The following is a 24,349-nucleotide window of genomic DNA, read 5'->3' as shown; positions in this document are numbered from 1 at the left end:
GATTATTGTTTTAGGTCAATCGTATGGTTTCCACTGTTAAGGATGATAATTTGTTGTTTTGGTTTAATTTTCTTCCCGTTATGTCTGCCTTTTAAATTAATTAGAGGAACTTTAAATTCAGCGGACATGTTTTCAGGTATTTCTATGATATATTGATGTGTTTTTTTGTCTTTTTTGAAACTTGCTTTAATGACCCCGTTCATGGTGGGTACTTTAATATTGGAAAATTTCAAATTAGCTAGTTGAGGTTGTATTTCGGCTATTTTAAATCCTGCTGCTTTGGGTTTTATGCCCCACATGTAACGTGTAGTTATGTTCAAGGGTGCCGTACCCCAAGCATGGTTCCAGTCAGCATTTGGTTTGTATTTTACATCCCAAGCCTCTAAGGTCATGGTAGCGCCAATTTCTATCATGTTCCACCATGTTCTATCGCCTTTGGTATCTGTAATGAGGTCTAAAGCATATTGTGCTTCATTGCTTAAGTATAAACCTTCCAATAAATATTGTGCACCATATACACTGCAAGCCATGCCTCTGGTTTTTATATATTCGGTAACCGTTTTAACATGTTCCTTTGGTACAATGCCAAACGCTAAAGGCATCATATTAGCATGTAAGGAAGAATGTGTAGATCCTTCGCCATCTGTATAATATCCTCTGTCCGAATTAAAAAACTTTGTATTCATAGTGGTTTTTACATTTTTGGCTTTCTTATTGAAAAAAGCTGCATCCTCTATTTTGTCAAGTACAGTTGCGATTTCTGCCATTAACGTTAGATTATAATAATAGAATGCGTTTACCACGGTGTTTACCGGTACAATTTCGTAACCATCCCTTTCGCCTTCTGGGGTAGCTAATTTCCAACCTGTATCTTTTTGAGCGGGTGGCCAATCAATAATGTCTTTTATTTTAGTATCTGCCTTTTTAAAACCTAGTTTCTGAATATATGCTGCATTCAGATTTGGGGAAGAAGAACTGATAAGGCCATCTGCACGTTCTAGTTCCATTAAGGTTTTTAATTTAAGATTTTTATAATGTTGTTTTAACGGTTCTATATCTCCCGTATACATATAATCAGTGTAGAACATAGGCACCGTATGTAATAACCATTCTGTAGGCCAAGTAGGATTTTCAATAAAGTAAGAATTAGTTCTCCTTGCCATGATATAGAGGCTATCAACACTATAATGACTTAATTGATTTATGTAGGCATCTGCTTCATATGGTATTCGCTCTCTATCACCATCTACATAAAAACCTGTAAAACTTGTAGCTTTTATAGTGTGTTTACAAAGCTCCCATATGGAATCTAGAATTTTGTTGGATGATGAGAAGGCACTAGCTTCATCGTTAAATTTGTGATGTAAAGCTTTTTGATGAATCTGTAGTTCGGTAATTGGAATTTTTAGGTTCTCAATTTCACAATATCGAAAAGGCATTACCACACCAATACTATCTTGCAACTGTATGGCAGCACCTGTGGTATTACGCTTATCTGCAATTAATTTTGGAAGGATTAAGGTGTTGGCGGTCAATTGTGGTAATACAATTTTTTGATATCGTATTGTTGCTCCCGGATTTTTATCAACTCCATTTTTATCGTTTAATTTCTCACCTAAATGAATGATCAATGAATCTGTTTGAGATTTATTGCTATATAATTGTATGGTTCCAAAAAATGCTTTACCAAAATCTATTAAATAACTATCGCCTGTTAGTCTGTTAACCTTAGCAGGTGGAATGATAGTAGTTTTTAAATCAATATTTGTATTACTATTTTGAGCTTGGGTTACTGCAATAGAAAGTAGTATAAGACATATGTGAATATGCTTTTTCATAGTATTTACGATATGTATATTTATGATATTTAGAACTAGATACTATGCTGTCAGTAGCATAGTATCTAGTATAATAGTCTTATTGGGGGTATTACCTATATGTCATTGTTTTTTTAATAAGAAGGCAATTTCAAATAAGTATTGCTATGATAGAATATGATGGTTATACATCTTTTATTTCCCAACCTGGTTCGTATGTTCTAGACCATAATTTCATGGCTTCTCTATTAAAAATACGACCTGTAGCTTCATCAACTTCAAATGAATCATCTATTCTAGAAGCTATATTTGCATAATGTGTTAGCATTTGGCTAATAGCACCCTCATCTATAGGAGAGGTTAATTCGGCTTTTCCCCTAATGGCATCAAAGAAGTTGACAGTGTGTAGAGTTGACATATCGCCACCACCACCTAGTGCAGTACCTGCTTCTTCACCGGAAGAAAGGTTTTCTTTAATGAAATTTCCTTTTTGGTCAAATAACTTATAACCGCCGCGATCAATATATGCAGTACCTTCTGAACCTGAAACTATGGTGCCTCTACCATATTTATTACCAAATTTATGATATCCGGTTCTACTATTTCCATCCCACTTAATAGTTTTGTTTCCAGCGAATTTAAAAGTTGCTTCCATTGTGTCATACATTTCCCATCCATCATCTTTATAATGATACTTGCCAGCATCTACAGATACGTGTTCGGGATAGGTAACACCCAATGCCCAACGTGCAATGTCAAGTTCATGGGTAGCATTGTTGCCCATTTCTGCGGTACCATAATCCCATCCGTACCAATGCCAATTATAATCCCAAGTGTTGTCCGTGTACGCTCTTCTTGGGGCCGGTCCTTGAAAAAGTTCCCAATCTAAACCTTCTGGCGGGTTTGCCTTGGTTTGGTGAGGCACACGACCTCTTGCACTAATATAGAATGCGGTCGCCTTATAAACATCACCAATTACGCCGTTGTGTATATCTCTTATAATTTCTTGAGATTCTAGGGCAGATCTTTGCTGGTTGCCCATTTGCACTACTTTATCAAATTTCTTTTGATAGGCAACCACCAACTCACCTTCGCGCGGGTTATGACTACAAGGTTTTTCTAAATAAACGTGTTTGCCGGCTTGCATTGCCATACAGGCACCTGGTGCATGCCAATGATCTGGCGTGGACATAAATATGGCATCAACATTTTTATCGTCCAATATTTTTCTGATGTCGTTTTCCAATTTTGGTTTGCTGCTAATTTTAGATGCTACTTCTGTGGCAGCTTTGTCTCGCTGACTTTTCATTACATCACATAAATAGGTAAGCTCAACATTATTTTTTTTGTGTGCTATAGCAGGTATATAGGCACCATACCTTCTACCTAAACCTTGAATAGCTACATGAATTCTATCGTTTGCACCTATTATTTTAGAATAGCTCTTTGCTGTCATCGCATTTGCGGTACCACTGGCTATCGTAGCCCCAACTGCACCCAAAGCTGTTTTCTTAATAAAATTTCTTCTGTTTGAACTCATCGTATTTATTCTTTTGTATTATTTATAGCTCGGATTTTAACATTTTTGAACGATACTAAATCTCCATGGTCCTGTAGTAGTATTTGACCCTTATCCAATTCCCCGAAATTGGGCCACTTGGCATATTTACTTTCAGAAACCAATTTTCTATATGCATCACTTTTTCTTTCATATTCAAGAACTTTGGTCCCGTTTAGCCAATGTTCTACATGGTTGTCTTTAGATATGATATAAGCTGTATTCCATTCACCTATAGGTTTAATGGGTTTGTTTACATCTGCTTGAATTAAATCGTAAAGAGAGCTAACGGTTCTGCTGCCTTCATGGTTTCCTTTTTTTGCATCGGGGTGAAGGTTGTCATCCAATATTTGATATTCCAGGCCAATAGAAGACCCTTCACCTTTATTGATCTCAGTGTCAACATAATATTTAATGCCACTATTGGCTCCTGGGGTTAATTTAAAATCAACTTTCAATTCAAAATCTCCATAAAGTTCTTTGGTTACAATATCACCACCTGCGGCAGATTCTTCCCCACCAGAAGAAAGTACACTTAGAACGCCATCTTCAATTTTCCATCCTTTCTCAGGGAATTCATCTAACTTGGCACCTCTCCAACCATCAGTAGTTTTTCCGTCCCAGAGAAGTTTCCAGCCGTCTTTCTTTTCATCTATGGTCAGTTGATTATTGGTAATAATAGGTGTTAAAGGAGAATTTCTTGAGTATTTAGAAACACTATCGGTTATGATTCTTACATTTTTCCAAATAATATCTGTTCCTGCTTTTTGATCTTTATGTATGCTATGCACTTGTAGGCATATAAAGCCTTTTGCGGTTTTATCATCTATAAGATATGCGGCAGGTACGTCATTTACCCAAGTTTTAATCGTATCACCTATAGCTTCAATTCTATAATGGTTCCAATCGTTTTGCTTAAAGGCTTTTTGTGCAGCATGATTATCGGTCATAGGGTTTAGCCAACCACGCCTTGACTCATCATAAATACCGCCGCTCCAGGCTCTTTCAGAAGGGTCTATTTCAACTTGATATCCATGTACCCTGCCATCTCTATATGTTGGTATACTATTACTTCTAATTTGAATTCCCGAATTCATGGTAGAATCTACCTTATAGTCTAATTCTAATATGAAATCGCTATACATTTCATCTGTAGTTAAAAATGTGTTAGGAGTGTTGTGGGTTGTGGTTCCTACTATAGTACCTTCTTTAACGGCATAGGTTGCATCTCCTCCTAATTTATGCCATCCGTTTAAAGTTTCTCCATCAAAAAGATCCACCCACGGGGCATTGTCTTTAGGAGTATCGCCACAACTAATTAATAATGTAACGGTTGCCACGAGTAATAATTTACTGTTGATCAGGTAATTTTTCATTGTTGTCATTTTGGTTTTAAAAAGGCTTTACAAAGTATTGTTTTTTAGTTTTTTTATGATGGACATTTTAATACAAAGCATGGATTTTACCATCTAACGGCAAATTTCGACTTTACTTTAAATACTGAAAATATGAAATTTTGCCTCTACAAACTATGTGAATTTCGCAATTATTTGATGTGTATTTTGTCAAATATACAATACAGCAAATATGGACTATTTTATGATTGTCCATATTTTCGATGAATATGTCCATCTGTTAACTTGGTCTTAACAATACATTAGTAGTCAATTAACTTAACAATAACAAAAATGAAAAAACTAAAACTATTAATGGTATTCCTTTTATTGGGTATGTCATCGGTACTATTGGCGCAGAGTAGCGTTACGGGTACGGTGGCAGATACCCAAGGCATGCCAATTCCTGGAGCATCTATCGTAGTAAAAGGAACATCAAATGGAACGGTTACAGATTTTGATGGCAACTTTAGTATAGCGGTAGATGATGGAAATGTTCTAAGTGTATCTTATTTAGGTTATAAACCTGTAGAGGTGACTTATTCCGGTCAATCTAACATTCAAATTACTATGGAAGAAGATACGGCTCAGCTAGATGAGGTAGTAGTAATTGGATATGGTTCTGTGAAAAAGAGTGACTTAACGGGCGCTGTAGCTTCTGTAGACAGTGAAACGCTTACAGAGCAAAGAAAGACGGATGTAGGGCAGGCAATACAAGGGCGTATTGCCGGGGTAGATGTAAGAACCCTTAATTCAAAACCTGGAGCACCTTTATCTATAAAGATTCGTGGTAATACCGTAATTACTGCAAACCAAGGTAATGAGCGTGATGGTGTTAGTGATAATCTAGATGATGATCCTTCTAAACCTCTTTTTGTGGTCGATGGTATATTTTTCGATGATATAAGTGTTTTGAATCCTTCTGATATCGAGCAGATGGATATTTTGAAAGATGCTTCCGCAACAGCAATTTATGGTTCTAGAGGTGCTAACGGTGTGGTTATCATTACAACAAAGAGTGGTATTGAAGGTAAAACCGTTTTTACTTATGATTCTTCTTTTGGATTACGATCGGCAACTAATGTTCCAGAACTTTACTCAGGTCCTGAATATTTAGAGTTTGTGGATGATGTTCTAAGGGCTAGAGCTTGGCAAGGTACAGATAGAACGGTTGCATCTTATAATAGTATAGTAGTAGATCGCTCCACTGAAATTCAATCATCTAACGAAGAAGCATCTAATGTTGCTAATGGTAGGTATACTGATTGGATGGACCTTTTTAGAAAAACAGGTTTACAAACTAGCCATACCGTTGGTATGTCCGGTGGTAGTGATGGTTTGGTCTATAACGGATCAATTGGTTATTTACATGATGAAGGTGTCATGGGTATAGAGGAGTTCGAAAGATATAATCTAAGTGCTTCTTTATCTAAAAAAGTATCTGACAAGGTAACGGTTGGTATTAAATCTTATTTGGCTCTTTCAGAAAGAGAAGAAGGTAGTAGAGAACTGTTTAGAAGTACACTGCGCCTAGCACCAACGGTTAATCCTTATGACGAGAACGGAGAGCCTATTTTATTTCCAGATGATCAAGATTTACGATTTGTAAACCCTATTTATGATGCAGAGGGTGCTTGGAGAATTAATACTAAAACCTTAGATGTTATCGCCAATGTATTTTTTAACTATAAGCCAAACGATTGGATCAATTTTAAAACACAATTTTCTCCAAATATTAGTACTCAACGTTTTGGGGAATATAGAGGCTTGTTAACGAAATCATCAAGAAATGACCCATCTAGAATTCAGTCTCATTATCAAACAGACTTTAAGACATCTTATACATGGGATAATATTCTTGATTTTAATTTTGATATAGCTGAAGGTCACAACCTTAAAACTACCTTGATCAATTCATTGTACTATTCTAACCCTGAGGGAAGTGATATACAGGTACGTGATTTTGATACTGATGCATACTTGTTCTTTAATACTGAAGGAGGTGCAGAGATACCTAGAGATTATGGTAGTTTTTATGAAAAAGAGACTTTAGCCTCGTTTGCGGGTCGTTTAAACTATAGTATTAATGATAAATACCTGTTTACTTTTACTGGTAGATATGACGGTTCTTCTAAACTGGCGGTAGGTAATAAATGGGCATTTTTTCCATCCGCAGCTTTTGCATGGAGAGCTAGTGAAGAACCTTTTTTGCAGAATGTTGATTGGTTAAGTAATTTGAAATTACGTTTAAGTTACGGTGAATCCGGTAATGACAAAACGGTAAACCCATATAGTTCATTAGCATTTTTGGCACAGGATAGTTATTTGTTCGGTGATGATTTTAATGTTGGTAAATCTGTTGAGGGGCTGTCAAATGCAGATTTATCTTGGGAGGTTTCTAAGGAGTATAACCTCGGATTAGATCTTTCTGTTCTAAATAGTAGGGTTAATTTCGGTTTTGAATTTTACAACAAAGAAACAGAAGGTAGTATTCTTGCCCGTCAATTGTCTTTCGTAACTGGTTTTGGAGATTCTGGTACCGTAGGTAATTTTGGTTCGGTAAGAAACAGAGGTGTGGAACTTACCTTAAATACCGTAAACGTACGTACAGACAACTTTACATGGCGTACCAACATCAATTATACGAATAATGATAACGAAATACTTGAGCTTTATGATGGTATAGAGCAGATCTTAGTTGGTTCGGACTCTAGACTGAATGGAGTTTTGCAAGTAGGTGCACCAATTGATGCAACATTTGATTATGAGGTAGATGGTATTTGGCAAATAGACGAGGCTGCGGAAGCGGAGTCCTTTGGACTATTACCTGGGCAGTATAAATATGTAGATCAAAATGGTGATGGAGTTATTAACCAAGAAGATAAAAGGGTTATAGGTTCTCAATCTCCAGATTGGATCGCAGGTATGACAAATACCTTTAACTATAAGAATCTTGAATTGAACGTTCAAGTAAATACAAGGCAAGGAGTATTTGGACATTCTGAGTTTCATCAAAACTTTGCTTCATTTAATGGTGATGCAGCAGTATTCAATAGTTTAAAGCAAGATTATTGGACACCTAATAATCCTGATGCTAGATATCCTTCGCCAGAATATGGAGAATCTTCTTACCCTTGGTTCTATGAAGATATGTCTTTTGTAAGAATTGGTAATATTGGTCTTGCCTATTCATTTTCTCAAGACCTTTTAGACAAGTTGAATATGTCTACGTTACGTCTATCGCTTGATGTTCAAAATCCGTTCACCTTTACCGATTTTGCTGGTCCGGATCCAGAAACAGGTTTACAGAACTCCTATAATATGGGGTATTCTGTCAAAACAGTTTTATTCGGATTAAAATTATCGTACTAATTTTTAAACTATAAAAAGATGAAACTATTAAAATATATAAAGATTATAACTGTCTTCTTTATCATGATTTCGCTGAATTATGCCTGCGATGATTATTTAGAAGAAGAGATATACTCAGATATTACTTCTGAGAATTTTATTACACAAGATAATGCCGATCAATTGGTGGTTGGGGTGTATAGCAGTTTAAGAGATGTTTATAAGGAGTATACTTTTCAATATTTGGGCACTGATGTCTTTACAAGTAAAAGTGAAATATTCTCTTTTAGTCCAACAAACGACTATTTTAATTTAAACTCAGGTGAAGGCCTTGCGGTTTGGTCAAATAATTATAGTGTAGTTGGTAAAGCCAATATTGTTATTAACAGATATGAGAATCAAATAAACTGGAGCGATGCAAATTTAGGGGCAAGAGATTACGGTATAGCCCAGGCTAAGGCACTAAGAGGTTTGGCGTATTTTAATTTGGTACAACAATACGGAGGGGTAGTCATAGAGGTAGATGAGGTGCAGACCATTCGTACAGATTATGTCAGATCTACAGAAGCTGAAACATATGCACAGATTATTTCAGATTTAGAAGAGGCTATTCCTGTATTGTTAGATGACCCTAGTACAGGAAGAATTTCTAAACGCGCAGCACAACACCTTTTAGCTGAGGTTTATTTGACAAGGGCATACACTTCGGCCGGTACTTCGGCAGATTTTGATACAGCTGCGGCATTGGCTGAGCAGGCGATAGGTGATTATGATATTCGTAGCCAGTCTTTTGCAGAGGTTTTTGATTATGGTAATCAAGAAAATGACGAAGTATTATTTGCCATACAATATGGAAATAGTGGATTGGCAGATGATAAAAGTAATAACAAGCATTCGCTTTTTATGAATCAGGTATTCAATTATCCTGGTGTGAATAGAACTACAACACCCTATGGGGTAAGTGGTTTTGGGGCAATGCCTACACCATTCTTCTATTCTTTGTTCGCCGATAACGATACAAGGGAAGATGTTACAATTCACCGTGCGATCATAGCCGACAGTGATGAACCAGATGGTCCAGATAATATTGTTGCAGGTGATACCATAGTTTATTACCCTAAAAATGCACTAGATGCGGATGAATTAGCAGATCGCTTAAATCGTTATTGGGTATACCAACCAGATCAGTATCTATTTGGATTGCCCGATGATATACCAGGAGTTAATTATTTATATTCTTTAAATATTGAAAGAACAAATTTTCCAATATTTAAAAAGTTCGATGATCAAGACTTTAATGAAGATACCGATGGGGCTAGAGATACCTTCGTATTTAGGGTAGCCGGCACACACTTAATTGCAGCAGAAGCTTATTTGGGAGCAGGTAATACAGCATCGGCCCTTAATCATTTAAATATTGTTAGAGAGAGAGCCACTGGTGTTGCAAATGAATATACATCGATAAGCATTGATGATATTTTAAATGAAAGGGCTATAGAACTTGCAGGAGAAGAAAATAGATGGGCGGTACTAAAGCGTACCGGTAAGTTAGAAGAGCGTATTGCGCTATACAATCCACATGTTATGGATCATGGGACTTTCAATGCAGGCATTCACTTGTTAAGACCAATACCTGCCAATGAACTACAATTGTCAGATGGTTCTTTAGAGCAAAATCCTGGTTATTAAAAAATTATGGAATTTTAAGAGATAATAAGAAGTTAGTTTTCATTCCTTGAGTTGATATGGGCAGGTTTTGTACCTGCCTGTATTATGCTTTAGATGATATGGAAAAGACTATTATGAGGGTGAGATTATTTTAACCATATAGTATACTTGAGTTAATATGATTACAGCGCTTATTTCTGAGATTAGCTTATTTATCCCAATTCAAAATTCCTTTTTCAATTTATAGTTTCAAGATCACTTCATTTGTTCATATTAAAATGTAGTGAATTCAGATATTCAAAACTTCTATAAAATAGAAAGACGTAAACGAATGATTAAAAAAAACAGATTATTAAAGCATTTCTTAATTCTGTCTGCTTGTTTAGCATGTTGTATAGGCTGTAACAGCAACTTTAAAAATCCGTCGGCTGTATATTTAGTTATGGCAGAACATGCTACTACTGCTGCAACTTCGACGATTCGTGATCTAAAAAACGATCTAGAAAAAGTTTTAGAGGAAGATGTATTTATAATCACACCGAATTCTACGGTACCTGAAAATACACTTGTATTTATTTTAGGAACTTCTCAAGATACCTTTATAAATAAGTTTGTTACTAATGGCCAAGTAAAGCTTTCTAAATCGAAACCAGGTTCTGGAGGTGGCATTTGGGCTATAAATACTTATCATAAGAATAAAGCTATAGTTATTGCAGGTTCAGATGAGCAAGGTTTGCAATATGCGATATATGATTTCTCAAAAGATGTTTTGGGTGTTGATCCCTTAGAGTATTGGACGGGAAAATTACCTCAGAAGAAAAAGATCAATGACCTATTGAACTTTGAACCAAAGATTATAGCTCCACCAAAGGTGCCAATGCTAACTTATTTTGAGAATGACGTAGATGAATTGGCAAACTATAGGGGCGAGTTATTAAAATACGATTGGGAGAGCTATACTGAAATGATCAACTCTTTGGTACGTCTTCGTTATAATTCTATTCAACTTTTCGACATGTTGGGTAGACCCGAGTTTTTTATTAGACCTGAGTATAAAGCCTTAAAGCCAGACTATCAAATAGATATTGACTATGTAGAGAAAATGATAGATTATGCCCATGAGAAAGGAATGAAGATAGCGGTAGATTTTGCTCTTGGGTATCAAATTCATCCAATGGATGCTGAAAAAGCAGATTGTTGGAAAACATATAAAGCAGATTGGTTACAAGCTTGGCGCTATTATTTTGAGGATACACCGTTGGCAAAAACAGACGTTTTTATATTAAGACCACGCCACCAAGTATGGGATTGGAAATATGAAAGTACCTGTGGGGAAAGTAAAATTGAGGTATTTAATGAGGTTTATGCCGCATTTGGTGAACTGGTAGATGAGTATAAGCCAGAGTCTCAAAAGGTACTTGTTTGCTATTCTGATGGTATGGAAATGTGGAACAATGGTTTTAGACCTCCTAAAGATTGGACCGTGCTTTGGTCTGATCATGGATTTGGCGAATTTGAGCACTTACCAAGTACTACCGATGGTTATGATTTTGGAACATATATGCATGCTGGTTATTGGCTAAACCATACGGTACACAATCCATACCCAGAGAAGGTGGAGTCTGTAATGAAAGAAATGTTCCATAAATATGATGCTGATAATTATTGTTTGGTCAATGGGCAAAATTTTAGACCGTTTCTGTTAAATCTGGTTGCTTATAGCCAGGTATGCTATAGCCCAGATGACTTTCATGCGGATACTTTTTATAAAGATTGGACAGAACAATACTTTAGCCCAGAAGCAGCTGAACATGCAGTGAATTCAATGAAATATTTAAGTGAGGCACAAGAGGGCAGAAAGGGGTATGTAGAGCATTTATGGGAAATTAGGGAGGCAGTTTCTTATTTATCCAACGCCCCAATAGAAAGACCGGGAAAATCACCTGTGCCATATGATTATAATCGTGTAATTGGTGATGTAGAAAACGTTGAAAGAATCAATGTAGTTTTAAAGAAAGCAATTACTGAAGCAAAATTAGGATATGAAAAATTGGGTAACAATGATAATTTTTACCATTCCTATGTGCTTCTTCCAGCGCAGTTGTATTCAGATTTAATTGCCTTTGAAACATCATTACATAAAATGGCTCAACTCAAAAAACAATTTGAGAATACTAAAGATAAACAGTATTTGAAAGAAGCTATTTCTATACTACCAGCAGCAAAGACACAACTAGATACAATTTTAGATCGCAGAAGTACCGGTGATATCGATGATAAATGGAAAAACTGGTATGCTATAGCTAACAGAAGACAAAATAATGGTTTTCCTTCTTATGATATGCTTAATGCTATTGAAACTAATCTTACTAAAATGACTCTTTAAATTGATAAGAATGAGATTTGGCTACAATTTTAAATATAACGTTATTTTACTGAGCATATCAATATTGATGTTAGGTGCATGTAAAGAACGGCCCGTAAAATCTAAAACCGATGGTAAACAGCATATTGATTACACGGCTAAGGTGTATCCTCTTTTAGATACGGAAAATTCTAGATGGTTCTACTTTTCATCTGCAAGCAGGCCTTTTGGTATGGTCAACCTGAGTCCAGATACCCAAATTGGGGGTGCTTGGGGAAGTGGTTATAGATATAAAACAGATACAATAAAGGGATTCAGTCACATACATGCATGGCAAATGTCTGGTATTTCGGTCATGCCCGTAACTACAAATAAGGAAAGCAAAGAGGATATTTATAAAGATTTCTATTCAAAATTCAGTCATGATCAGGAGGTGGTTATGCCTGGTTTTCATAAAGTAAATCTTGATCGTTTTAATATTTCCGCCCAATTGACCAGTACTAAAAGAGTAGGTTTTCATCAATATAGCTATCCTGATAACCAAGAAGATAAAGCTATACTTTTTAACCTTAATACATTGTTAGGCCCTAGTAGTAATACAGATGGTTTTTTAGAGCAGAATTCAGCTAATGAGCTTTCCGGTAAAGTAACGATGGAACCTACGCATAGGAGACCGAAGCCTTTAACCGTTTATTTTAAAGTAAAATTAAACGCTAAAATAGTATCCGTCAATAAAGATGACAAAACAGGTAATTATCTCATTGTTTTGGATAAGGACCAAAATAATGTATTAATGAAAGTGGGTATATCTTATACCTCTGTAGCGAATGCAGCGCTTAATATGTCCAAAGAATTACCGCACTGGCAGTTTGAGAAGGTTAAAGAGGAAGCAAAAGGAGAATGGAACGGTTTACTTGGAAGAATTAATGTTAAAGGCGGTTCTGAACAGGATCAAAGAAGGTTTTATACAGATTTGTGGCATGCATTACAAGGTAGGCGTATTATTAATGATATAAATGGTGCTTACCCTAATAATACAGGAGAAATATTTAAAGTAGGGCAACTGCCTTTAAAAGCTGATGGCTCGCCAAAATTCAATCATTATAATTCAGATTCTTTTTGGGGAGCACAATGGACCTTGAATACTTTGTGGGGCTTGGTGTATCCTGAAATAATGTATGACTTTTCAAATTCCTTAATGCAGTATTATAAAGATGGCGGACTCATACCACGTGGTCCTTCGGGAGGTAATTATACCTACGTGATGACAGGAGCAAGTGCTACACCTTTTATGGTTACTGCAATACAAAAAGGAATTATTGTAGATGAATTGGAAGACGTTTACCAAGCTTTAAAGAAAAATCATTTAGCTGGCGGAATTATGGAGAAAGCCGGCTATGAGCACACAACTAATGTTGGTGGTGGCTTAAAATATTATATGGATCAAGGTTATGTGCCTTACCCTATTCCAGAAGGTAAATTTGGTAGCCATCAAGACGGTGCTAGTTTAACCATGGAATATGCGTACCAAGACTGGACGCTGGCGCAATTAGCGAAAAAGATGGGTTACAAAGAAGATTATGATTATTTCTTGGCGAGATCTTCTAATTATAAAAATGTTTTTGATTCCGAAATAGGATGGATGCGTCCCAAAAATGTTGATGGACAATGGAAAGCAGATTATGATTCGTACCAAGCAGAAAATGGCTTTATAGAATCTAATGGAGCACAATCTACATGGTTTGTCCCTCATGATATTAAAGGATTGGCAAGCTTAATGGGAGGTGCAGATGCTGCAATTAAAAAGCTAAATGAACAGTTTGAAACTGCAGAAGATTTAGGTTTTACGGCAGGTTCATCACATTCGGTAGAATTACATCCTGAGTATAGTAGAATTCCAATCAATTTTGGTAATCAACCTTCTATACAAACAGCTTTTATTTTTAGTCAATTAGATAGACCAGATCTTACACAACTTTGGTCAAGAAAAGTGGCGAAAACTGTTTTTGGCGGCTTATCACCATCCACCGGATATAATGGAGATGAAGACCAAGGATTAATGGGCAGTTTGGCTGTACTTATTAAAATTGGAATTTTTCAAATGAACGGAGGTACAGAAGCTAATCCTGAATACCAAATAGGCAGCCCTATTTTTGATGAGGTTACTATTAAATTGAATAATAATTTTTATAGTGGCGACCTATTTGCCATAAAAGCGAACAACAATAGTGATGCTAATTTTTATGTATCAGAGGCCGAGTTTAATGGAACATCAATAAAAGCTAATAGCTTAAGACATGACGATATTGTAAAAGGGGGCGAGCTAATTTTGGAAATGACCAATACAGTAAAATAAAAATATGAGAATCAAGGTATCAGTTCTATTGGCTTTTTTTTGCTCTACAATTTATTCACAAATAAATAATAGGGTAGATTTAGAACAGGATTTTATGGATATGGGATTTGGGATTTTTGTGCATTGGAGCGTTGATTCCCAATTAGGTAGTGTAATAAGTCACTCATTGGTAGGGGCATCAGATGATTATGTTAATCGGTATTTTAATGAACTTCCTAAAACATTTTATCCAGATAAGTTTAATGCAGACGAATGGGCAAGGTTATTTAAAATAACTGGTGCTGAATACGTTGTGTTTACTACCAAACACCATAACGGATTTTGCATGTGGGATACGGAAACCACTGATTTTAACATCATGAATACTCCTTACGGTAAGGACATAACTGGTGAGCTTTTTAATGCATTACGTAAGCAAGGGCTAAAGGTAGGTGTGTATTTTTCTCCTGAGGATTTTAACTTTTTAAACAAGCAAGGAGAACTCATTTCAAGAAATAGTAGAATGAGTCAGATTACAGAAAATGAAGAACTGCTGGAGTACGATAAAAAACAGGTTAAAGAGTTGGTGAGCAATTATGGACCTATTGACGTAATATTTTTCGATGCTTTTAAAACAACACCTATAGTACAGTATGTACATTCTTTAGACCCAAATATTGTAGTTACAAGAGGAGAAATGGAAACTCCAGAACAGAGTATACCCAATACGGCAATGCAAGGACCATGGGAAACCTGTATGACCATGGGAACCCAGTGGCAGTATAAACCTACTAATGAGTCTTATAAAACTGGAACTGAATTAATTGAAAAACTAATAGAAATAAGAGCAAAAGGAGGTAACTTTTTAATGAATGTTGGTCCTAAGCCTAATGGCGAAATTCCATTGGAACAAGAAGAACGGTTAAGAGAAATTGCCCTTTGGATGTATGTAAATAGTGAAGGGATCAAAAATGTAAGGCCCGTGCCAACTATTATTAAAGATGGCGATATGTGGTTTACTAAAGGTAAAGATGAAAATACGGCATATGTTTTTATAACTGGTCAAAAAGATTGGTTTAAAGGTTTTAGAAGAAATTTTCTGCTTAAAAATATGAAGGCAACTAAAAATACGGCTGTTTCTGTTTTAGGGCAGAATGATTTAGTGGTTGAATATTGGCCGGAAAACACACCAACATCTCATTTTGTTCAACATAAAGATTTACTGGAAATCTCAATAAGTAGAGCACAACGGCTATACAATGATAAGGTTTGGCCTAACCCTATTGTGGCTAAGGTGACAAATGTGGAATTTATTAAATAGCAAAACTGTCTGAGAAGGATGATCAAAATACGATTTATGTCGATTAAGAAAATTGTACCATTATTCGCAATATTTATATTGATTCCCTTAGCTGGTTTTTCACAAAACCAATGGGAATTTAAAAATCAAGACTTACCATTAGAAACAAGGGTAGCTGATTTAATGAGTAGGCTTACAATCCAAGAAAAGATTTCTATGTTGATTTCTACTGCTGAGGCTATTCCAAGATTGGAAATAGAAAATTATTATCATGGTAATGAAGCTTTACATGGTGTAGTAAAAGGTGGTCGATTTACTGTTTTTCCGCAAGCGGTGGCATTGGCATCAACATGGAATCCAAATTTAATTCATCAAGTTTCAACCGCTATTTCAGATGAGGCTAGGGGTAAATGGAATTTCTACAATCAAGGTAAAGAGCAAAAGAATGTGTATAGTGATCTATTGACATTTTGGTCTCCTACCATTAATATGGCTAGAGACCCACGCTGGGGTAGAACTCCAGAAACCTATGGAGAAGATCCATATTTAACTAGTAGAATAGGGATGTCTTTTGTAAAAGGTTTGCAAGGCGATGATGATAAATATCTAAAGGTAGTTTCTACACCGAAGCATTTTGTAGCCAATAACCAAGAGGAAAACAGGTTTGCTTACAACGCCAATATTTCAGAAAAATCTTTACGTGAATATTATTTCCCTGCATATAAAGTGGCTGTTCAAGAAGGTAATGCCCAATCTATTATGAGTGCATACAACGCTTTAAATGGGGTGCCTAGTACTGCAAATGGTTGGCTATTGAATACTGTTCTAAGAGATGAATGGGGTTTTGAGGGTTACGTAGTAAGTGATTGTGGTGCACCCACCTATATTCAGAAATCGCACAAATATGTAACTACTAAAGATGAGGCTGCCAAGGTAGCATTAGAAGGTGGACTTGATTTGGAGTGTGGAGACGATATTTATGCTGAACACCTGTTAAAGGCATATGAAAATGGGCTAGTGTCCCAAGTAAATATAGATAAGGCGGTAAAAAGGGTTTTAACCGCTCGTTTTAAATTAGGGATTTTTGATAAAGTTGACGACAACCCTTATACTAAAATCTCGCCAGATGTAATTGGATCTAAAAAGCATCAAGAACTGGCATTGGAAACATCAAGACAATCTATGGTTTTGTTGAAGAATCAAAATGATATATTGCCTTTAAATGTAAAGGATATTAAAAAAATTGCGGTTGTTGGTTTTAATGCTAATCAGGTTGTTTTTGGCGATTATAGTGGTCTTCCCGTAATTAAACCCATATCACCTTTAGAAGGTATTAGAAATAAAGTTGGTGATAAGGCAGAGGTCACTTATGTGAAATGGAAAACGGCGGCTAGAAACTTAAATTTAATTGAAGCTGAAAATTTGGTGAATGACCAAACAGGTGAATCTGGTTTGTACGGAGAATATTATGATGACAAATTTTTAGAGGGTACGCCACAAACGCGCGTTGATAAAGTGGTGAATTTTGATCCAGTAAATAATCCACCAGATCCGTTTACCAACTTTCGTCATAAATCTATGCGTTGGTCTGGTTACATAACCCGAAATTTTTCAGGAGTTTATAAGATTGGGGTGAATTCTGATGATGGGGTTCGTATGTGGTTGAATGGTGAATTGGTAGTGGATGAATGGCACAACCGTGGTATGACCACAGACCAGGTAGAATTAGATATGGAGGCGGGTGAAAAATACGCTATCAAATTAGAGTATTTTGATAATGGAGGCGATGCTATTTGTCAATTGCTTTGGGAAGTACCAGCAACTACAGACGATTTATATACGGAGGACAAGCAGGTTGCCAAAGAGAGCGATTATGTGATAGCTGTAATGGGTATTAATAAATCTATTGAAAAGGAAGGTCGCGATAGAACTTCGTTAGCGTTGCCAGAAGACCAGGTCAATTACTTAAAAGAGATATATGCCGAGAACAAAAATCTAATTGTTGTTTTGGTTGCTGGTAGCTCTTTGGCTATTAATTGGATGGATGATAATGTACCTGCAATTGTAGATGCATGGTATCCGGGTGAAGCCGGCGGTACTGCTATTGCAGATGTATTGTTTGGAGATTACAATCCTGCAGGTAGATTGCCATTTACCTTTTATAAATCGGTTTCAGATTTGCCTGATATGGATGATTACGAGGTGTCTAATGGTAGAACATATATGTATTTTAAGGGAGACGTACTGTATCCTTTCGGATATGGATTAAGTTATACCCAATTTAAATATGATTCTTTAAAAGTAAAGTCTGAATCTGATGCTGTTTTAATATCTGCAACAATTAAAAATACTGGGACTTTTAATGGCGATGAGGTAGTGCAGTTGTATTATACGGTTAATAATTCAGCTGTAAACAGACCTATTAAAAAGTTGATAGGGTTTGAAAGAATCAGCTTAGATATTGGAGAATCAAAAACTATTGAATTTAAAGTATCTAAAAATGACCTGCAGTATTGGGATGAAAAAGCTAAACAATGGTCGTTCGAAAAAGGCGAATATCAATTTATGGTAGGCGCATCTTCTAAAGATATACGACTTCAAAAATCAAAAAAAATAAAATAATGAAACAGACCATTGCTTTGTGTATGTTGTTATCTGCTTTTGCATTCGTAGGCTGTAAGAGCAAACATGTGTCACTAAACGATATTCAAGTAATAGGTAGTCATAATTCATATAAAATTGCGATTGAAAGACCGTTGTACGATTACTTGCATACGGTGGAACCAAAGAAAATGGAAAGTTTGCAATACACCCATATTTCTTTAGAGGAACAATTGAATTTAGGTTTACGGAATTTAGAATTGGATGTTTTTTATGATCCAAAAGGAGGTTATTTTTCTAACCCTAAAGGATTAGAAATAGTAAGATCTCTTGGTCAAGAACCTTTGACTTTTGATGTGGAAGAAAAGTTGAAACAACCCGGACTTAAAATGTTTCATGTTCAGGATATTGATTTTAGAAGCCACTATTTATTATTTTCTGATGGATTAAAAGCCTTGAAAAAATGGTCGGATAACAACCCAAATCATACTCCTGTAATTATTCTTATCAATACGAAAGATCAAAAAGTACCACAAACTAGAGAACCTTTGTCATTTGATAAAAGCGCCTTAAATGCGCTTGATGATGAAATAAAAAGTGTGCTGCCTGCAAGTCAATTAATAACTCCAGATGATGTTAGGGGTGATTTTGAATCCCTTGAAAAAGCTATTTTAACAAAGGGGTGGCCAAGCTTGAATAGTGTAAAAGGGAAGTTCTTATTTGTGTTAGACGAAAAGGAGAAACGAATTAATGAATATCTATTAGGTCATGAATCATTAAAAAGGAGAGTCTTATTTGTTAATAGTAAAGAGGGCAATGCAGAAGCTGGTTTTAGAATAGTAAATAACCCGGTTAAAGAGTTCGCGTATATAAAAGAACTGGTTTCAAAAGGATATATGGTTCGCACTAGGGCAGATGCCGGTACTAAAGAAGCAAGAACCAATGATTATGAAAAGTTTGAGAAGGCAAAGGCATCGGGAGCGCAAGTAATCTCTACAGATTATTATGTGCCCTCCACATTATTTGATTCTGATTATAAAGTGATTTTTGAAGATGGGACGTATGAGAAAATTAAGAAAAAGTAACTTAATTAAAAAGATAGTTGTAATGCTCATTTGCTTTCAAGTGGTGGTATTAGCGGCACAAGAGCAAGCTACTTCTGATTTTACACTTGTAGGGGACAATGCGATTACCTCTATTTTAATAGATAAGAAAGATGCAAAGGTTGTAACTATAGCATCAAATATATTTGCAACTGACGTTTATAACATCACAGGAAAAAAGCCTGGAGTCTCCACTAAAGATAGTAGGTCTGAAACTACAATAATTGCCGGTACCATTGGTAGCAATAAATTGATTGATAGCATGATCGCTGCTGGTGAAATTGATGTTTCTGTAATTGAAAAACAATGGGAACGGTATAGTATTCAGATTGTTGAAAATCCAACATCTACTATTAAGAAAGCTTTAGTGGTTGTAGGTAGTGATAGGAGGGGAACAGCCTATGGTATATTAGAACTCTCCAGAAAAATAGGCGTATCACCATGGGAATGGTGGGCAGATGTTACTCCGACTAAAAAAGAGTCACTTTCTCTTACTATGGAAAAAGAAGTTTCAAAATCTCCTTCTGTAAAGTACAGAGGTGTTTTTCTTAATGATGAAGATTGGGGATTACAACGATGGGCAGCTTTAAATTTTGAAACAGAAACTGGTGATATAGGCCCAAAAACTTATGCCAAAGTATTTGAATTGTTATTGCGATTACGGGCAAATACTATTTGGCCTGCCATGCATTCTAGTACCAAACCATTTTACTCGTACCCAGAGAATAAATTTGTGGCAGATGATTATGCCATTGTTATTGGTTCATCGCATGCTGAACCCATGCTTAGCAATATAAATACGGAATGGAAACATGATGAAATGGGGGAGTATAGATATGATACCAATTCAGAAACCATAAAAAGGCTATTCACCAAAAGAGTAAAAGAAACAGCCAAATTAGAAGGTGTTTACACTACGGGTATGCGTGGTGAGCATGATTCGCCCATGATCGTTGGCGAAGATGATACCGATGCACAAGTACATTTGTTGGAGCGTGTAATTACCGACCAACGAGCCATTTTAGCTAAGGAGACAAAGAAAGACCCGTCAAGTATTCCACAAGCTTTTGTGCCCTATAAAGAGGTGTTGAACTATTACCAAAGCGGACTTGAATTACCTGAGGATATCACTTTGGTTTGGACTGATGATAACTACGGGTACATACGTCAATTAAGTAATCCGCAGGAGCAAAAAAGAGCGGGTGGTGCCGGGGTATATTATCATACATCATATTGGGGTAGACCGCATGATTATTTATGGTTGAATTCTACCAATCCGGTTTTGATGTGGGAAGAAATGTCAAAAGCATTTGAGCTTCAATCTCGTAATATTTGGATTTTAAATTGCGGTGATATTAAACCACATGAGTATAACATTGAACTGTTTTTAGATATGGCTTGGAATATGGAGGACTTTAATGAAAGTTCGTCTGTAAAACAGCATACTAAGAATTGGGCTTCGCGTGAATTTGGTGAAACATTTGCAACTGAAATTACAAATGTATTATTTGAAAATAACCGTTTGGCGTATATAAGAAGACCTGAGTTTATGGCGTGGAGCCAGGTAGAGCCGGTTACTAAAGAAGGGGAAACAGAATTAACACAGTTTCATTATGGCGATGAGGTTACAGAGCGTATTGATAGTTTTAAAAGTTTAATAAATGCTACAGAGGAGATTTATAACAATATACCAATGTATAGAAAAGATGCTTTTTACCAATTGGTGTATTACCCGGTTATTGGTGCATCTAAATTAAATCAGAAGTGGTTGTATAGTTTTAAGAACCAATTTACAGCTAAACAAGGCAGGCAAAGTGCGAATACTTTTAGCGTATTATCAGAAGAAGCTTATAATCGAATCATTGAAGAGACCGATTACTACAATACAGTGCTTAAAAATGGTAAATGGAACCATATTATGACAATGGCTCCTCGTTTTCTTCCGGTGTTTGCAAAACCGGCAACCTTTGCCGTTGTTAACAGTGAAAAAACTAGTTTGGGTTTAGCCTTGGAAGGGTATCAGATGGAGGTTAATGATAAGGTAATTAATAGCTATGCAGATGTACTTCCTGTTTTTAATAGCTATACTAAGAGTGCTTATTATATTGATGTTTTTGCAAATGGTAAGGGTACGGTTAATTGGAAAGCAAAACCTAAATCAGATTGGATTCGCTTGTCAGAAAATAAAGGAACCTTAAATTCTGATAATTTGGAAAAACGTATTTGGGTGAGTATAGATTGGAGCAAAGTTCCCCAAGGCGAGAATAAAAAAGAAGCTCCGCTAGGACACGATTTTCAGTTGATTCCTCCGAGTTATAAGGTGAATAGTGCTATTGAATTTATATCAGAAGGGAAAACTACTACCATTGGTGTATCTGCTTACAATCCTAAATTCGAGGCATTAAAAAACTACAACGGTTTTGTTGAGGATAAGGGTTATGTATCTATACATGCCGAAAACTTTACAAGAAAGAAAGAAGGTAAAGAGGCAAATTGGAAGTTATTTGAAGGTATGGGCTATACCAATAAGGTCATAACTGCACTGCCTAGAACTTCAACGACTTTGATAGATTTAGAGGAAATAAAAGCGAATAGTCCGGTTTTGGAATATGATTTTTATACATTTAATTTTGGTGAGGTAGATGTGAATATACAAGCGGTACCCACTCATGCCCCATTTGCTGGAATAGGAGTTCGCTGTGCAATTGCTATTGATGACGCTACACCGGTTTTTGTGAATTTTGAAACCAAAGGTCGAAGTGAGGTATGGAAACAGAATGTACTTAGAAACGCATCAATACAAACGGTAAAACAAATTGTAAATAAGGCAGGAAAACATACATTGAAAATATGGATGGTAGATCCTGGAGTATTAATTGATCAAGTGTTGATAGATTTAGGAGGATGGAAAAAGAGCTATGCCTTTCCGAAAGAAACGGTCAAAAAATAATTCAAACTAGAATTAGACAGCAATATAGATTTCTGTATGTTGCTCTGCTATTTTTGATGCTTTCTTGTGGTACTGGAAAGGAAGAAGAATTTGAAGAAGTGAAAATTGCATTTATTGCAGATGCACATTTTCAAGATATCTATGCGCAATTTGAAGATGTAGATTACACAAGAATTAAAAACCATAAAACCGGTGATTTTGTAAACATTCGTACTATGAATGCACAATTACAATCTACCAGAATATTCAATGAGAATTATTTTGCCTTTATTGAAGCGCTAGATGACATTGTAAAAAGGGGAATTAAAATAGTTGCATTGCCAGGTGATTTTAGTGATGATGGCCAACCCGTACATGTTAAGGGGTTGCGTAGAATTTTACAACGCTATACCGACGAGCATGATATTTTATTTTTTGCTACAACAGGAAATCATGATCCTGTAAAACCCTTTACGCATGATGCCGGTAAAACCGATTTTTTGGGTATTGGGGGAAAAGAACAGATAATTACAAGTTCAATTGAAAATATAAAGGATACTTTAGCTGGGCGGCTTACCCCAATTATTACCTCGGAAATTCAAAAGTGGGGATACCAAGATATTTTAAATGAAATGGCTGCTTTTGGTTTTTATCCACAAAAAGATTACGTGTATTGGGAAACTCCATTTTCAGATTACTCTTATCAAGGTTATACGTTTAACAAGGCAGAGCAAGCGTCTTCATTGGAAAATAGAACCTATGCGATCGATGCGTTTAATAAACACCCAGATGCAAGTTATCTAGTAGAACCAACCGAAGGCCTTTGGCTATTGGCATTAGATGCCAATGTTTATGTTCCAAAAAATAAATTATCTGGCGTATCAGAAAATATCAATGATTTTGAAAGTGCAAGTACAGGGTACAATAATGTGCTTTTACAAAAAAGACATTTAATAGATTGGGTAAAAAAAGTATCAGAGAAGGCTAAAAAAATGAACAAGGTTTTAATTGCTTTTAGTCATTATCCCATGGTTGATTATAATGACAATGCATCAGATGAAATGAAACATTTTTTTGGTGAATCGAAAATGCAACTACACCGTGTGCCAAAAGAGGAAGTGGCAGAGTTATTTGCAGATGCAGGTATTGAAATTCATTTTGGTGGTCATATGCATATTAATGATACTGGTGTAAGAACAAGTACAAAAGGTAACACTTTATACAATATTCAAACTCCGTCATTAGCTGCATACGCACCTGGTTATAAGATATTAACGATACATTCTAAAACCAAGTTTGAAGTGGAGACGGTTGTTATTGAAAAAGCTGAAAAATTCAATAGTCTATTTTCCTTATACGAGGAGGAATATAATTATTTACAAAATACGCAGACTACTGAAATTTGGAATAAAGACATTTTAACAGCTGAGAATTATAGAGATTTTACACAATGGCATTTAAAGGAATTGGTTAGGCTTCGTTTTTTGCCAAATGATTGGTCACAAGAATTTGTTGAAACTTTTATGCATAAAACAGGTGAAGAGCTTTTAATGGCTCAAAACGATAATCTTGACAATAGCTTTAATAGCGCCAATTTATCTAGAGGTGATTTTAAGGCCTGGACGGGTTTTGACATGATATATGATTTTTATCGCTTAAGAAGCGCAGATGAATTGGCCTTTGCCGATATTGGAAAAGCTCGTTTAAAACAGTACGAATTTTTATGTAGTCAATTAAAACAATCTGATGATAGCGCTTACAGATTGTGGTCATATATTTTCGAGAAAAGTAGTAACGGAAAACCATCAGATCATTTTACAATAGATGTAAAAGCTGGGACTATTGAAAAGAAACGCCTTAACGTTCTAGAATAAACTGTTATTTGTAGCTTTAGTACATTTATAACTAACCAAACTCAAACATTTAAA

Annotated in this window: 12 protein-coding genes; 9 read left to right on the top strand and 3 right to left on the bottom strand. The window is 35.8% G+C overall.

Features of this window, described 5'->3' with window-relative positions; translation table 11 throughout:
- Window positions 1-2: 2 nt before the first annotated feature.
- The 3 genes from CSC80_RS01635 to CSC80_RS01625 all read right to left on the bottom strand — a co-directional run bounded on the left by CSC80_RS01635 (window position 3) and on the right by CSC80_RS01625 (window position 4,751).
- On the bottom strand, window positions 3-1,838 hold the full coding sequence (locus CSC80_RS01635; RefSeq protein ID WP_099189330.1) for an alpha-L-rhamnosidase C-terminal domain-containing protein: 1,836 nt from the start codon (window positions 1,836-1,838) through the stop codon (window positions 3-5).
- A 163-nt stretch (window positions 1,839-2,001) separates the two neighbouring features.
- Window positions 2,002-3,357 (bottom strand): Gfo/Idh/MocA family oxidoreductase, encoded by a 1,356-nt coding sequence (locus CSC80_RS01630; RefSeq protein WP_058103617.1) that lies wholly within the window; start codon window positions 3,355-3,357, stop codon window positions 2,002-2,004.
- Between the two features lie 5 nt (window positions 3,358-3,362).
- Window positions 3,363-4,751, bottom strand: coding sequence for a DUF1080 domain-containing protein (locus tag CSC80_RS01625; protein ID WP_236973303.1), 1,389 nt, complete (start codon window positions 4,749-4,751; stop codon window positions 3,363-3,365).
- A 312-nt stretch (window positions 4,752-5,063) separates the two neighbouring features.
- On the opposite strand from CSC80_RS01625, the gene CSC80_RS01620 reads away from it, so the two are divergent.
- The 9 genes from CSC80_RS01620 to CSC80_RS01580 all read left to right on the top strand — a co-directional run bounded on the left by CSC80_RS01620 (window position 5,064) and on the right by CSC80_RS01580 (window position 24,295).
- The gene (locus tag CSC80_RS01620) at window positions 5,064-8,141 is read left to right on the top strand and encodes a TonB-dependent receptor (RefSeq protein ID WP_099189326.1); all 3,078 of its coding nucleotides are present in this window, start codon (window positions 5,064-5,066) and stop codon (window positions 8,139-8,141) included.
- Between the two features lie 18 nt (window positions 8,142-8,159).
- Window positions 8,160-9,809 carry a RagB/SusD family nutrient uptake outer membrane protein gene (locus CSC80_RS01615; RefSeq protein ID WP_099189324.1) on the top strand — a complete coding sequence of 550 codons (1,650 nt, stop codon included), beginning with the start codon at window positions 8,160-8,162 and terminating at the stop codon, window positions 9,807-9,809.
- Window positions 9,810-10,119: 310 nt separating this feature from the next.
- The gene (locus CSC80_RS01610; RefSeq protein ID WP_143751711.1) at window positions 10,120-12,174 is read left to right on the top strand and encodes a glycosyl hydrolase 115 family protein; all 2,055 of its coding nucleotides are present in this window, start codon (window positions 10,120-10,122) and stop codon (window positions 12,172-12,174) included.
- Between the two features lie 10 nt (window positions 12,175-12,184).
- The gene (locus tag CSC80_RS01605) at window positions 12,185-14,509 is read left to right on the top strand and encodes a GH92 family glycosyl hydrolase (protein ID WP_099189320.1); all 2,325 of its coding nucleotides are present in this window, start codon (window positions 12,185-12,187) and stop codon (window positions 14,507-14,509) included.
- Between the two features lie 4 nt (window positions 14,510-14,513).
- The gene (locus tag CSC80_RS01600; RefSeq protein ID WP_091606124.1) at window positions 14,514-15,809 is read left to right on the top strand and encodes an alpha-L-fucosidase; all 1,296 of its coding nucleotides are present in this window, start codon (window positions 14,514-14,516) and stop codon (window positions 15,807-15,809) included.
- Between the two features lie 36 nt (window positions 15,810-15,845).
- Window positions 15,846-18,410 (top strand): glycoside hydrolase family 3 protein, encoded by a 2,565-nt coding sequence (locus CSC80_RS01595; RefSeq protein WP_099191368.1) that lies wholly within the window; start codon window positions 15,846-15,848, stop codon window positions 18,408-18,410.
- Window positions 18,410-19,474: a phosphatidylinositol-specific phospholipase C1-like protein gene (locus CSC80_RS01590; RefSeq protein WP_099189318.1), complete on the top strand. Its 1,065-nt coding sequence runs from the start codon at window positions 18,410-18,412 to the stop codon at window positions 19,472-19,474. Before CSC80_RS01595 ends, CSC80_RS01590 begins: the two co-directional genes overlap by 1 nt.
- Window positions 19,452-22,442, top strand: coding sequence for a glycosyl hydrolase 115 family protein (locus tag CSC80_RS01585; RefSeq protein WP_180268569.1), 2,991 nt, complete (start codon window positions 19,452-19,454; stop codon window positions 22,440-22,442). Before CSC80_RS01590 ends, CSC80_RS01585 begins: the two co-directional genes overlap by 23 nt.
- The gene (locus CSC80_RS01580) at window positions 22,397-24,295 is read left to right on the top strand and encodes a metallophosphoesterase (RefSeq protein ID WP_236973302.1); all 1,899 of its coding nucleotides are present in this window, start codon (window positions 22,397-22,399) and stop codon (window positions 24,293-24,295) included. The genes CSC80_RS01585 and CSC80_RS01580 overlap by 46 nt, the downstream gene beginning before the upstream one ends.
- Window positions 24,296-24,349 lie beyond the last annotated feature (54 nt).

It is taken from the genome of Maribacter sp. 6B07, from assembly GCF_002700155.1.
Classification (GTDB): Bacteria; Bacteroidota; Bacteroidia; order Flavobacteriales; family Flavobacteriaceae; genus Maribacter; species Maribacter dokdonensis.
The sequence above is the reverse complement of the archived record's forward strand: the minus strand, read 5'-3'. Positions and strand labels throughout refer to the sequence as shown.

Coding starts and splice junctions, on each gene's coding strand:
- CSC80_RS01585 (WP_180268569.1), top strand. CDS start 19,452: ATGAGAAAATTAAGAAAAAGTAACTTAATTAAAAAGATAGTTGTAATG.
- CSC80_RS01595 (WP_099191368.1), top strand. CDS start 15,846: ATGTCGATTAAGAAAATTGTACCATTATTCGCAATATTTATATTGATT.
- CSC80_RS01600 (WP_091606124.1), top strand. CDS start 14,514: ATGAGAATCAAGGTATCAGTTCTATTGGCTTTTTTTTGCTCTACAATT.
- CSC80_RS01580 (WP_236973302.1), top strand. CDS start 22,397: ATGGAAAAAGAGCTATGCCTTTCCGAAAGAAACGGTCAAAAAATAATT.
- CSC80_RS01615 (WP_099189324.1), top strand. CDS start 8,160: ATGAAACTATTAAAATATATAAAGATTATAACTGTCTTCTTTATCATG.
- CSC80_RS01605 (WP_099189320.1), top strand. CDS start 12,185: ATGAGATTTGGCTACAATTTTAAATATAACGTTATTTTACTGAGCATA.
- CSC80_RS01635 (WP_099189330.1), bottom strand. CDS start 1,838: ATGAAAAAGCATATTCACATATGTCTTATACTACTTTCTATTGCAGTA.
- CSC80_RS01630 (WP_058103617.1), bottom strand. CDS start 3,357: ATGAGTTCAAACAGAAGAAATTTTATTAAGAAAACAGCTTTGGGTGCA.
- CSC80_RS01620 (WP_099189326.1), top strand. CDS start 5,064: ATGAAAAAACTAAAACTATTAATGGTATTCCTTTTATTGGGTATGTCA.
- CSC80_RS01625 (WP_236973303.1), bottom strand. CDS start 4,751: ATGAAAAATTACCTGATCAACAGTAAATTATTACTCGTGGCAACCGTT.
- CSC80_RS01610 (WP_143751711.1), top strand. CDS start 10,120: ATGATTAAAAAAAACAGATTATTAAAGCATTTCTTAATTCTGTCTGCT.
- CSC80_RS01590 (WP_099189318.1), top strand. CDS start 18,410: ATGAAACAGACCATTGCTTTGTGTATGTTGTTATCTGCTTTTGCATTC.